The following is a 12,533-nucleotide window of genomic DNA, read 5'->3' on the forward strand; positions in this document are numbered from 1 at the left end:
TGACCAGGGTGCAGTCCCACAAACGCAAGGACCTCTATCAACTTTTACCCAACAACTGGAAAAATACCCGCTAAGTTAAGATGCCATCACCAAAATCAACAGATGGGTTCTTCGGATGGATACAGACAAACTGGTGTTTGCGATAAAAAACAAACTATTCTTTCCAATTTGGTAATTCGATTGGCTCAAGAATTTGTGTGTTTTGTCGAATCTGACATAGGGTTTTATCCCTAGTTTAACTTGCAATTTTCCGTACCAATCAATTACACCTTCCCGGGGTGAAGGATACTCGATGACGTTCCCATTGGGACGGCTTACCAAATCGTTTATTATTTTCTCCACCATCGCATCCCTGTCTTCTCCATTTTTGTAAGAAGGAGATTTAAAAGGCCTTTTTCCGATAAAGACTATTTTGCCTCCGGCCTTTGCAAAAGCAGCCAGGGATTGAGTTGTTTCTAAATCCAATGTCTCAATTTCCGGTAAAAGAAGGGTGTGATAAGAACGACCGTTATACACCATCCTCCCTTTTTTGAAAGTTGAATTTTTGATAATATTTTCACTAACATAATCGCAGCCACCTCCGTTCTGATGTATGGCTTCCCACAGGTTATTCTGATAGTCAGGATACCATTTTTGCGGGAATGGGTCACGCTGTGGCCCCTTTTTTAGCCATAGGTCTGTGAGGGGTTGAAGAATAGCCACATTGGCCTGTGGAGTAGCATTTTGCAGCAGGTAGGAAATACGGGCTTTGTAATCTGCCCACTTTCTAAAATGAGGCCACCAGGTATTGCGTTCGTTAAAATAGGCCCCGTAACGGATCCAGCCAGGAAATTCTGCTTCAGGGGGCGAATAATTAAAACCGTGCAATATGGAGTGGTTGACCCCTGATATATTACTTTGATCACCGGCAATTTTAATATTTTCCAGGGTGGCCATAAACGCCATTGCCGTATTGGTGATCTCCTCGCAGCTCACAATCTTTTTTCCTGCAAGTACAGCTCCGGAGGAAACATATTTATTACACATCCTGGGTCCCCGGCCTGCTAATCCGGTATCCGGATATTCTCTTCCTACGTCTTTAAACAACCACGTTTCACACTCAGGAATATCAATTTCCATACTTGCTTCAAGCGGATGCATACCACGGCCATAAGCCTGCATGCGGGATTTTACATTATTATTGTGGCACCAGTCGTTGAAGGTGTCTATAAAGCGTTCTTTAAAAAGCTCAATTCGGATATAGTAAAAGTCCAGATCTACCCGTTTTATTATTTCCGTTACCTCTTCTGAGAATGTTGTTCCGTACTCCTCATTGAGAGGGTTTCCCATATGCCCGACTTTTTTAAGTACAAAAGGGAGGTAGGGCAACAATGAATACCCCCTTCTTTTTTCAAATTCATTAGGGAGATCATCATTCCAGTTGGCGCCTTCCAGTTCCATGCTATCACAAAACATGGCCCTGATATGGTCACCCATATTCCCGATCTTTCCGGTAATGAAATTAGAGATCCTGTTCAAATACCCTTCCGTGGCTACTTTGCTGTAATGGTTTAACACTGGTCCCGCAGCACCAGGTGCGCCGTTTATTACCGCCATGTATCCGGTGAGCTTCACCACATAGTACAGCACATAACTACCCTCCGGAACATGAATGGACAGTTCTTCAAAACCTTTATTATTAAGGCCGTTCATCAGGTCTTTTCCTTCCACAAATTCATTTGAGTTTTTTGGAAGCAACCTTGCCATTAACAAGTCCTTATAAACGGTTTTGTTTTTTGAATGAAGGCTGGGATCTACCTTATCCAGCAGGTCTTTCACCTTGAAATTGTATTTTTTCCCTCCGCTTAGATCGATGGTCTCAATAGTCACCATTTGTGACTGCTCATCTTTCTTTAGAAATTCACCACCAAATGGCCAACCTGAACCCACGATCATATCACAAACCATTCCACGGTCTTTTGCCCCCCGGAGCGCTGTTTGCAGCATATCCAGCCAATCATCTTCAAAAATGGTTAACACTTTGACTCCCATAGGGTCTGTGTCTCCGGGGAAAGCAATGGGATTAATTTCAACACCTCCGATCCCAGCCGTTTTCATCACATCCAGTTCACGCAAAATTTCTTGTTTCTCAAGCCTGTTACCGTTCCACCATCAGCGCACAAAAAGACGAGAATCAATCGGAGGATCCTGAAATCCGCTAAAAAGCTCATCAACATTATCCGTTTTCAGGACAGGATTTACATTTCCTAAGACTGAATTAACAAAAAACACGCCTGACGTAGTAGCGAGGCTATTTTTAACAAAATCTCTTCTTTTCATTGGTAATTTAATCGGTTATACATCCACTTTATAAAAATAGCCTCGAGGTTTTGAACATTATCCTATGCCTAAAATTTAGACTAATAATCAGGGTTCTGTACCAAATTGTCATTTATCAGAATCTCGCGATCAGGTATGGCATAGATTAGTCGGTTCTTCGTTACATTAAAAGATATTGGTAATAACCACCCATATAGTTCTTTTAATCTGTCACCTTCCGCATTCATTGTTTCTATAGCAGTGCCATATCGTAGCAAATCCGTCCAACGATGATTCTCGAAAGCTAATTCATGGCGCATTTCCGAAGCAACATCCTCAAATGTGACACTGGCAAGAGAAGGCAGACCTGCCCTTGTCCGTACCTGATTTATATATGGAAGGGCTTCCCCATTCTTGTCTTGCTTTACCAGGCATTCAGCTAATAAAAGCAATGCGCCCGAATATCGGTATACTGGCCAGTTGTCATCTGTATTCCATTCTATGGCATAAGGTGGATGAAGATATTTTTTGATAAAATAATAATAGACTTTGCCAGGGTCGGGGGTATATCCTACAGGACTCACAACCCTTTCAGTATTAAAAGCATCACCTTCCTGTGTTCCCTCTGCAATGGCTATGGAGGCTGGCAGCCTGAGATCACCCATTTCATAGGAATCCACTAATTCCTGAGTTGGAACATTCCATCCTCCACTGCTAAGACTTCCCCTTAAATTAGTACCTCGTAATCCCAATATGGCTTCTGTATTGGTAGTCTTTGGAATAAACCGCCAAATGAAATCACTCTGTTGACCTTCGTTTCCTGCCTTATATTGTACCTCAAAAATAGACTCCTGATTGTTTTTCATAGCAGGATCAAATACATCAGCATAGTCATCGATTAGTGCATAATTCATATTCGTTATATCAATGAGCTCAGCTTCGGCTTTTGCATAATCCGGCGAAGGTTTAGACATATATGATATGCTAAGAGCATTTTTGCGGCCCCCTTTGTCGCCCGACCAGATTGTGGAAATGATGTCGGTACGGAAAGTTTGGGTATGGCATTTTCTAAATCTGAAATAATCCGGGCATAGACCTCATCTACAGAACTTTTTGGAAGAAAAGCATCCTCCTCGGACCTTATCTCCTCAATTTGCAGGGGGACGCCTCCAAAGTGTTGTACTAAGTCAAAATAATAAAAAGCTCTAAGAAATGAGGCTTCTCCTGTTATGGCATCAATAGATGCCTGATCCATTCCTGCGTCATTAGTTTTCAACTGACTGAGAATTGTATTGGTTTTCGCAATTCCCTGGTAGGCATTGCCATATCTGTTTCCAGGGCTATTTCTTTGCGCACTTGAAAACCTATCATCTAAAAATGAAGCCATGGCCTCAACATCTAGTTCGGTACCTCTATCGGCGGCATATCTTGTGAAGAAAGTATTGTCAGACCGCATTTCATCCATGTAAATGCCCATGAAAGCAACCCCGCGTAAGTTAGAATAGGCCCCAATCAGCGCTTGATTAAACTGATCTTCGTTTTTAAAAAATGAAGCCGAACTTATGGAAGTCTCCGGAGCCAAATCCAAAAAGTCATCGCCACAGGCACTTAAGGCCATCAAAACCAAAAATGTGTATATAAATCTATTTTTCATGATGTTGTCTCTTTAATTTTAACTGAAGGTTGGTTAGAAGCTCACATTCAATCCCAATGTGTAAATCCTTGCAATAGGATAAGATGTGAAATCGCGACCCTGATTCAAGCCATTCAGACCAGAGATTCCAACTTCGGGGTTCATTCCCGGATATTTAGTGAATATAAATGGGTTCCGGATGCTAATGTTTACTCTTGCTTTTGTTATGAACTTATTCTCCGGCAGTGGGATATTGTATGCAAGGGTAATGTTTTTTACTGCAAGGTAAGTGCCTTTAAAGACTTGCCTGTCAGTAAAATTGCGATAATCGGCGGTAGTGCCGGCCCTGGTTCTTGGATAATGACCGCTTCCCGGATTTTCAAGAGACCTCCATCTGTCCGCGTATCCTTTTCTAATGTTAAATACACCGTCAAAATTCTCGGATGATTGATATTGATTATCTGAAATATCATTCCCGACGGTCCCTGCCATTACAATACTTAAATCAAAATTCCCGTAACTTAAATTGTTGGTGATGCCATAAATAAAATCAGGATTTGGGTCCCCTATGTAAGTTCTGTCATGGGCATCGATGATACCATCGGGTACTCCATCCGGGCCACTGATATCGGCAAATCTTGTTGTTCCAACCATTGAAGTAGCACCAACTGGCTGTGTATCGAACTCTTCCTGAGTCATATAAACCCCTGTATTTATATAGCCATAAAACAGGCCAATGGGATTTCCTACCGCAGTTCTATTATCATCCCAGAACAAATTATAACCACCAATAGGCGCATCATTTGTACCAAGCTTGATTACTTTGTTTCTATCAAAAGAAATATTAAAGTTTGTATTCCACTTTAATTTGCCGGTTAAATTTCTGGATAGCACCGAGAACTCATGCCCCCAAAAATTGAATTCACCAATATTTGAGGTAATGTTGTTAAAACCTGACTGAATCGGTATATCAATACCATATAAAAGTCCATCTGTCTTTTTCCGAACTGAATAAGATCGCCATTCTGGCTGGAATTCAGCCCGAAGGCACAGGTAAATTAAATTGGACAGTACTAAGTTCTAAAGGGATCAATACACAGCCTTCTATGACCTCAAGGGTATTTGAGGTTGAACGCCCTGCCGGTTTTCCTCCACCGGATGAGCTTTACCTGGTAGGTACTGCTACAGAGGCAGGCGATAACCTCGCGGATGGTTTACTGATGAAAAAGACGAGCGTTAATACGTTTGAGATATATACCTCACTGAAGCCCGGGAGTTACTACTTGGCTGAGCGTAATTCCGGTGAACCTGATACCTACTACATTGAGGGAGAAAAACTGAAAGCCAATGGTACTACGGAAGTGACCGATGACGAAAAAGTATACAGGATCCGGGTAGATTTTAGTAACGGAACTACTGAGATTGCCACCATAGATCTTATAGAACTTTGGTTCCCTCCACAGGGATCGTTCCTGTTTAGCTTGCCTTATGTAGGCGATGGCACCTGGAAGATAGAAGATACACCTATTGAATTCAAGCAAGAGTCATGGGGACGTGACGAACGGTATAAGTTCAGGTTTACATTGGACCAGGAGGAGGAAACATTTTATGAGTGGTTCGGAAGCGTTAATGGAGACAATTCACGTCCGGATGACAATACACCGGATGCATTTTGGTACATGGTACCTGTTACAGATGATTATTGGAACAACTGTTTCAAGTTTGCTACACCTGTTGACAATAGTAACGCTGACGTATCTATTATCTATAATACGTCTGTACCGGAGTATACACATATTGTAGAGCCTCAATAAGTGAGATTCACATTAGCTGGTTTGAATGTTCATTTGGAAGTCTCTTTACATTCGAATGAACATTCACTCATCACATTACTAATTTAAAAGACCGGATAAATGAAGTTTTCAGATATTTATATACTTGTTTTTTCTATACTAATGCTTTGCAGTGCGTGTGAAGATGAAGACCTCGGCCCGTTACGGGACCCAACTGCCCGCACAGAGATCGAATACACATGGTCGGCTACGGCAGATTCCATGCAGGAAGCTGCCTACACCACTTACCTGACACCTGACGGTACTTTTAGGAAAGATGATCAGGGGGATGAGGCTTTCAACTATTGGTGGAATGCCCATGCGGTAGATGTATTGGTTGATGGATATCTTCGGACTGATGATGGAGTGTATGTATCCAGGGTGAAGGCGCTTGTTGAAGGTATTTATACAAAGAATAATAATACATTTCACAATGAATTTAATGATGATATGGTATGGCTGGCCATTGCTTGTACCAACGCCTTCAAAGCCACTGATGACGCCTACTACCTTAATGTTTCCAAAGAGCTTTGGACAGAAATATTAAAAAGCTGGAGTGACCTGTACGGAGGGGGTATCACCTGGAAGACGAATACACCCAATAGTAAAAATGCCGTATCCAATGCTCCGGTGGCAATTCTGGGCCTGAGGCTTTACGACATTGAAAAAAATGAAGATTACCTTCAGTGGGCGAAAGATATTTATGCCTGGCAAAAAAGCACGTTGGTAGATCCTACAACCGGCCTTGTTTGGGATCATATCGATCTTGTGGATGGAGAGGTGACCATCAAAAAGGAATGGGTCTTCACCTACAATATTGGGACCTGGGTAGGAGCTGCTATGGAGCTTTATCAGGTAACAGAAGATAATGCTTATCTGGATGATGCTGTGAGAAGCGCAACAAGTATGATGACAAGCCCCCAACTGACCACGGAAGGTTTACTTCGGTCGGAAGGACAGGGAGACGGAGGTTTATTCAAAGGAATTTTGGTAAGATATTTTACTCGTCTGATCTTGTTACCGGAGTTGAGTGAAAGCAAAAGAAAATCATTCATTGATTTTTTCAGATTCAATGCAGAAACTTTTTATGAGAAAGGATTGGCCAGACCATCCATGTTATGCGGTCCTGATTGGAGGAGGACACCGGATGGGTTGGTTGACTTTTCCACTCAGTTGAGTGGAATGATGCTCATGGAAGCTGTAGCTTTACTTGATCAAAATAACGTATTTGATGAGTAGCGTAATAGCCCGTCGGTAAGCCTGCCGTGTTGGTTAGATCGACCTGTTGGAAAATAATAAGGAAGGAGCGGCTACTGTTACGTTTAGCCGGCTCTTTCCTGCCAAACTATTCAATATAGCCCTGGAGAATAACGATCCGGATATTGAAAAACATGAAGTAGTTGAGCATTTGAAAGGGTATTGTAAAAATACATTCGCAATGGGCAAAGTATTTCTTGCGGACCTCGGCAAAATGATGGCGAGCAAATTAATTACTTAAAATAATGGACCTGATGTGGGGCATATAGGACTGTGGATATAACGATTGGCTGGCTATGTAACCATGAAAGGATATCAATAGAAATCTGATTTTTTGAGTTGAGACTTATGAGTTTTTTTAGAAATGCAGTGGCAATACTTCTGTTGGCTATGCTAACAGTTACATGTTCAAAAAAGGACATTGAGAAAAATGTGTCAGAAGATCTGACTGGTTACGTTAACACCTTTATAGGTACAGCACCGCTCACCGACCCGGAACTGATCGGGTATACTCCACCAAAAAACTGGCGGGTATGGGCGGGGCTTACTTACCCGGGTGTTTCCTTACCCAACGCGATGGTGCAGCTTAGTCCTATCACTGAATTTGGGTCTGGTGCGGGGTATGAGTATGAAGACAAGTTAATACATGCCTTTACCCATACCAATAAAGGGCACTGGAATCTATGCAATATACCGGTACTACCCATTTCCGGAAGCACTCGACCCAATGGGACATACGGCTCGAAGTTTTCACATTCGACAGAATCTTCAGCGCCGGGTTTCTATGAAGTGCTGCTGGAAGATGATAACATCCGGGTGAAGCTTACTTCAACACTCAGGGCCGGTTTTCATCATTACCAGTATGCTTCGGGAATGGACAGGAAGGTCCTTTTTGATCTGGGTAAAGCCAACCAGCATGTACTTAACTGGACTGTGGAAAGAGTAGGCCCCAATGCGTTACAAGGTTTTCAGGAAGTGCCGGGAGAGACAATATATTTTTATGCGTTACTCGACAAACATATTACGGAAATTGATTTATATGCTGAAGGAACGACAGACGGAAGCACTGTGATAAGTATAGAGGATGGCGTAAATGACCCGGTATCCATGAAAATAGGCTTGTCTTTTGTAAGCATGTCAAATGCCAGGCAGAATTTGGAGCATGAACTATTCCATAAGACATTTGAAGAAGTCCGGGATGAGGCAACCCGGCAATGGGAGCAACTCCTGTCCAGAATACAAGTGTCGGGTGGGACCAGGAAACAAACGGAACTCTTCTACAGCTCGCTGTACAGGGCTTTTCTTTGGCCGGTATTGAGAAGTGATATTAACGGTGAGTACCGGGATGTAAAAGGAGAGATACAGAATAAAGGTTTTCGCTATTATACGAAGCCATCTCTTTGGGATACTTTCAGAAATAAGTTGGTGTTATTGTCTATCCTTTCACCGGATGTTACCGTTGATGTGATCAAATCGTTACATGATATAGGAGGCAATACAGGATTCATCCCGACTTTCTTTCACGGAGATCATGCAGCAGTCTTTATTACCGGGGCTTATCTAAGGGGCATCAGCGATTTCGATGTAAGAGCAACTTATGAATTGTTGCTCAACAATGCCACTAAAGAAGGTGGAACAAGGCCACATATTTTAGAATATATCGAAAAAGGCTATATCTCTACACCCGCAGTGAGTTCACCTGATGTTGAGACAAAGGCCAAAGCAGGCGTTTCAAAAACGCTGGAATATGCCTACGATGATTACGCTCTTTCTCTTTTGGCAAAGGCCCTGGGTGATTCCGCCAGTCATCAGCTATTTGCAGAACGATCAAAAAACTATAAGAATGTATTTGACCCTGTAACAGGCTTCATGAGAGGGCGGCTGGAGGATGGCAGATGGGTAGGTGATTTCAATCCCCAATACCCTTACTACGAATATATGTATCGGGAGGCCAACGCCTGGGGCAGGTTTCCTTTTTTGCTCCGCATGATATGACAGGGTTGATTGAAGCGTATGGTGGTCCCGGGCGTTTTGAAGCCAGGCTGGATTCTTTGTTTACCGTTCCATGGGACCCAAAGTATATAGCTCGAAACGTGTCAGGTTTTATAGGGCAATACTGCCATGGCAACCAACCGGATCATGAGGCGCCGTTTTCCTATCACTTTATTGGTAGGCCGGAGAAATCCCAGCAGATCATTGATAGAATTTTGAATGACATGTATGGTGTCGGGGAAACGGGGCTTGCGCTATGTGGTATGGACGATGCAGGAGAAATGTCAGCGTGGTATGTATTCAGCGCTGCAGGGCTATATCCTTTTTCATCCGCTAATGATGAGTACATTGTCACAGTCCCTGTATTTGATAAAGTGGTCTGGGAATCTTCCGAAGTTAAAAAACTGTCCATAGTACATTTAGGTGAGGAGCGGGCTCTTAAAGAAATACAGGTGAATGGAAAGACGCATCCGGAGTACTTTATTCCGCATGAATGGTTTACTCAGGGTGCTAACATTGAAATTTTCACAGAAAAATAACCAAGCACATTTTTGTATAAATTAGAAACTGAACGCAATCAAAAAGACATGGATAACAGAAGACTATTTATTAAAAAAACTGCCGCCGCCACTGCTGCAATGGCCATGTTGGCCGATACGCCAGCCTGGGCTATCGGTTCGGACAATGACACATACACTTCTAACCGACCCGTGCCGGGAGATCGGACTTTCACGAGCAAGGCGGTAGAGAAGACTATTAAGAAAGTCAAAAAAGGGATTTCAAACCCAGAACTGTCATGGATGTTTGAGAACTGCTTTCCCAATACACTGGATACCACAGTGGATTATGAAATGATCGATGGCAAACCGGATGCGTTTATCATTACCGGTGATATTGATGCCATGTGGTTGCGCGATTCTACGGCCCAGGTATGGCCTTATTTACCATTGGTTACCCAGGATGACCAGTTGAAAAACCTTTTTAAAGGTCTTATCAACCGTCAAACCAAATGTATCTTGCTGGACCCTTACGCAAATGCATTTTTCAAGGATGTCAATAAAGAAACCGAATGGAAAGACGATAAGCCAAAACCGAAACCCGGTGTACATGAACGCAAATGGGAGATAGATTCGCTATGCTATGCCATTCGCCTGGCTTATGGCTATTATAAAGAAACAGGTGACACGACTGTTTTTGATGAGGAATGGAAAAAGGCTTCCAAGCTGGCTGTTCAGACTTTAAGAACAGAGCAGCGCAAGGACGGTACATCGCCTTACAGTTTTGAAAGGGAACGATGGAATACTTCAGTTGGCGAACCATTCAGAGGCACCGGAAGGCCTATAAAGCCGGTAGGTCTCATTGCCTGTATTTTCCGCCCCTCTGACGATGGTACCATGTACCCTTTCCTGGTCCCTTCCAATCTTTTTGCCGTACAAGCCCTTACAGAACTTAGCGAGATCTATAAAGAAGCCATTGGTGATACTGCTTTTAGCCGGGAATGCGCTGATTTTTCAGATGAAGTGAAGGCGGCCATAGAAACCTATGCGATCTCAGAACATTTGAATTATGGCAAGATCTACGCTTACGAAGTAGATGGTTTTGGCAATAAAGTCTTCATCGATGATCCGAATATTCCGTCACTGGTGGCTACCCGGTATTTATTGAAACCTGAACACTACAATGAAACGGTCTATCAAAATACCCGAAAATACCTTTTGAGTGATGATAATCCCTATTACTTCAAAGGCAAAGCCGGGGAAGGACAGGGTGGCCCTCACGCCGGGAAAGACACGATCTGGCCAATGGGCATTATCCTGAGAGCGATGACGAGTACCGACGATGACGAAATTGTATTCTGCATCAAATTGCTCATGAATACGCACGCCGGAAAGGGCTTTATGCATGAGACTTTCCATAAAGATGATGCCTCGAAATTTTCCCGTTCCTGGTTTGCCTGGGCCAATACCTTATTCGGAGAGTTGATTGTGAAACTCTACAATGAAAAACCCGCTCTTCTAAGATCAATTTGATGAGGAGTGTAGACTGAAAATATGTTACACGAAAAACTAAGATTATGAAAATACTTTACCTTCTATTGATTGGAATTATGTTGAGCATAGAGGGCATGGCACAATATGAAAGTTATGCCACCCTGGCTGATCAGGCACAGGACAAACTGCATAACTCTTTCAGATCATCAAATGGCTCCTACTACATCGAGAAAAACGGAACGAGCAACACCTATTTTCATTACTGGTGGAATGCCCATGCGCTGGATGTATTGGTAGATGCCTATTTGCGAACGAATGACAGCAAGTACGTAACCCGGATGAATACCCTTGTCAATGGTTGGAGCAGTAATAACGGTGGCTCCGTTTACAATGACTACTATGATGATATGCAGTGGTTAGCCCTATCTTTGTTCAGAGCGTATGAAGCTACCGGAAGCGCTGGTTTTCTTACCATGTCTACAAATCTGTGGAATGATATCAAAACGGGAGAAAATAGCAATCAGGGGGGAGGGATCGCCTGGAGAAAAACGCAACTGGACTATAAAAATACTCCTGCCAACGCACCCGCCATTATATACGCATGCCGGAGGCATCAAAAATGGGGGCATAGCTGGGAACTTGACCTGGCTACAGACCTCTACTCCTGGCTTAAAGATAAGCTTCGGGAACCTTCGGGCAGGATCAATGACGGAATCAATCGTACAGGGAATTCCTCCATTGATTACTGGCAGTTTACCTATAACTATGGCACATTCATAGGAGCAGCGCTGGAAATGTACCAGTCTACAAATAACTCTACCTATCTGAATGACGCCATTACTACGGCAGATTTTGCCATTCAGTCTACAGAGATCAGTACCAACGGGATTTTTAGAAATGAAGGAGACGGAGATGCTGCATTGTTCAAAGGTATATTGGTGCGTTACCTGGCCTTACTTGCACAAGAACCTGCCGTATCGGTAACTAAAAGAAATGCCTATAAAGCGGTACTGGAAGATCAGGCTTTATCCATACATACTAACGGATTCAACCGAACATATGGCACTATAGGTAGTGACTGGACCTTGACAGCCGGAAGCTCTGTGTGGCTGTCTGCTCAGTTAAGCGGGATCAAGACGCTGGAAGTAGCTGCAGACCTGAACTTGAGTACACCGACCGCACCTGTGGTTGTCTTTGAAAATTGTTTCAATGGCGGATACGCAGTGCCAATAGGAGTAGGCAGCTATACGTTGAATCAGCTACAGGCACTGGGTATTACAAACGACCAGGTGTCATCGATTAGTGTGCAGAGCGGTTATCAAGCTACTTTGTACGAGCATCATGATTTTACAGGTAACTCTATAATCCCAAATTATGCAATAGGATTTTCTAATGCGTAGCAATAGAGTATCTTTTGGTATGAATTGGGAGATACGCTTTAGTAGACAGCAAGTTACGGCATGGTCAGGTTTGGCATTTTTAAGGAGAATGATGGATAAGATGGGGTTCAGCGAGCATCTTTTAAGCGGA

Annotated in this window: 11 protein-coding genes and 1 pseudogene; 7 read left to right on the plus strand and 5 right to left on the minus strand. The window is 43.0% G+C overall.

The genetic code is table 11. The features are described from left to right. Positions 1-75: 75 nt before the first annotated feature. The 5 genes and pseudogenes from FNH22_RS31040 to FNH22_RS31050 all read right to left on the minus strand — a co-directional run bounded on the left by FNH22_RS31040 (position 76) and on the right by FNH22_RS31050 (position 4,825). A complete protein-coding gene (locus FNH22_RS31040; protein ID WP_370513211.1) occupies positions 76-1,746 on the minus strand; it encodes a glycosyl hydrolase in 1,671 nt (556 codons plus the stop codon). A 72-nt stretch (positions 1,747-1,818) separates the two neighbouring features. Then, positions 1,819-2,139 (minus strand): annotated as a pseudogene (locus tag FNH22_RS32780) (glycosyl hydrolase); the annotation flags it as partial. A gap of 260 nt (positions 2,140-2,399) precedes the next feature. Next, positions 2,400-3,272: a RagB/SusD family nutrient uptake outer membrane protein gene (locus FNH22_RS32505; protein ID WP_221420389.1), complete on the minus strand. Its 873-nt coding sequence runs from the start codon at positions 3,270-3,272 to the stop codon at positions 2,400-2,402. Then, on the minus strand, positions 3,218-3,952 hold the full coding sequence (locus FNH22_RS32510) for a RagB/SusD family nutrient uptake outer membrane protein (RefSeq protein ID WP_221420390.1): 735 nt from the start codon (positions 3,950-3,952) through the stop codon (positions 3,218-3,220). The genes FNH22_RS32505 and FNH22_RS32510 overlap by 55 nt, the downstream gene beginning before the upstream one ends. Before the next feature lie 33 nt (positions 3,953-3,985). Beyond that, positions 3,986-4,825 (minus strand): hypothetical protein, encoded by an 840-nt coding sequence (locus FNH22_RS31050; RefSeq protein WP_185154521.1) that lies wholly within the window; start codon positions 4,823-4,825, stop codon positions 3,986-3,988. Positions 4,826-5,037: 212 nt separating this feature from the next. Here FNH22_RS31050 and FNH22_RS31055 point away from each other — a divergent pair, with 212 nt between their 5' ends. The 7 genes from FNH22_RS31055 to FNH22_RS31080 all read left to right on the plus strand — a co-directional run bounded on the left by FNH22_RS31055 (position 5,038) and on the right by FNH22_RS31080 (position 12,403). Continuing rightward, positions 5,038-5,745, plus strand: coding sequence for a hypothetical protein (locus FNH22_RS31055; protein ID WP_143402437.1), 708 nt, complete (start codon positions 5,038-5,040; stop codon positions 5,743-5,745). A gap of 99 nt (positions 5,746-5,844) precedes the next feature. Then, positions 5,845-7,002, plus strand: a complete 1,158-nt coding sequence (locus tag FNH22_RS31060) for a glycoside hydrolase family 76 protein (protein ID WP_143402438.1) — start codon at positions 5,845-5,847, stop codon at positions 7,000-7,002. A gap of 46 nt (positions 7,003-7,048) precedes the next feature. After that, complete coding sequence (locus FNH22_RS31065) at positions 7,049-7,261, plus strand: hypothetical protein (protein WP_143402439.1); 213 nt, start codon at positions 7,049-7,051, stop codon at positions 7,259-7,261. A 107-nt stretch (positions 7,262-7,368) separates the two neighbouring features. Continuing rightward, positions 7,369-9,015 (plus strand): GH92 family glycosyl hydrolase, encoded by a 1,647-nt coding sequence (locus FNH22_RS31070; protein WP_255518203.1) that lies wholly within the window; start codon positions 7,369-7,371, stop codon positions 9,013-9,015. Continuing rightward, positions 9,012-9,551 carry a glycoside hydrolase domain-containing protein gene (locus FNH22_RS32785; protein WP_255518204.1) on the plus strand — a complete coding sequence of 180 codons (540 nt, stop codon included), beginning with the start codon at positions 9,012-9,014 and terminating at the stop codon, positions 9,549-9,551. The genes FNH22_RS31070 and FNH22_RS32785 overlap by 4 nt, the downstream gene beginning before the upstream one ends. A gap of 48 nt (positions 9,552-9,599) precedes the next feature. Further along, on the plus strand, positions 9,600-11,042 hold the full coding sequence (locus FNH22_RS31075; protein WP_143402441.1) for a glycoside hydrolase family 125 protein: 1,443 nt from the start codon (positions 9,600-9,602) through the stop codon (positions 11,040-11,042). Between the two features lie 44 nt (positions 11,043-11,086). Continuing rightward, positions 11,087-12,403: a glycoside hydrolase family 76 protein gene (locus FNH22_RS31080; protein WP_143402440.1), complete on the plus strand. Its 1,317-nt coding sequence runs from the start codon at positions 11,087-11,089 to the stop codon at positions 12,401-12,403. The last annotated feature ends 130 nt before the right edge of the window (positions 12,404-12,533 follow it).

The sequence above is a fragment of the Fulvivirga sp. M361 genome (assembly GCF_007097395.1).
In the GTDB taxonomy this organism is placed as follows: domain Bacteria; phylum Bacteroidota; class Bacteroidia; order Cytophagales; family Cyclobacteriaceae; genus Fulvivirga.

Bases quoted from the DNA above. Each gene is read 5' to 3' on its own strand.
- FNH22_RS31070 (WP_255518203.1), top strand. From the start codon at position 7,369: ATGAGTTTTTTTAGAAATGCAGTGGCAATACTTCTGTTGGCTATGCTA.
- FNH22_RS31080 (WP_143402440.1), top strand. From the start codon at position 11,087: ATGAAAATACTTTACCTTCTATTGATTGGAATTATGTTGAGCATAGAG.
- FNH22_RS31055 (WP_143402437.1), top strand. From the start codon at position 5,038: ATGACCTCAAGGGTATTTGAGGTTGAACGCCCTGCCGGTTTTCCTCCA.
- FNH22_RS31040 (WP_370513211.1), bottom strand. From the start codon at position 1,746: ATGGCAAGGTTGCTTCCAAAAAACTCAAATGAATTTGTGGAAGGAAAA.
- FNH22_RS32785 (WP_255518204.1), top strand. From the start codon at position 9,012: ATGACAGGGTTGATTGAAGCGTATGGTGGTCCCGGGCGTTTTGAAGCC.
- FNH22_RS31060 (WP_143402438.1), top strand. From the start codon at position 5,845: ATGAAGTTTTCAGATATTTATATACTTGTTTTTTCTATACTAATGCTT.
- FNH22_RS32510 (WP_221420390.1), bottom strand. From the start codon at position 3,952: ATGAAAAATAGATTTATATACACATTTTTGGTTTTGATGGCCTTAAGT.
- FNH22_RS32505 (WP_221420389.1), bottom strand. From the start codon at position 3,272: ATGTCTAAACCTTCGCCGGATTATGCAAAAGCCGAAGCTGAGCTCATT.
- FNH22_RS31075 (WP_143402441.1), top strand. From the start codon at position 9,600: ATGGATAACAGAAGACTATTTATTAAAAAAACTGCCGCCGCCACTGCT.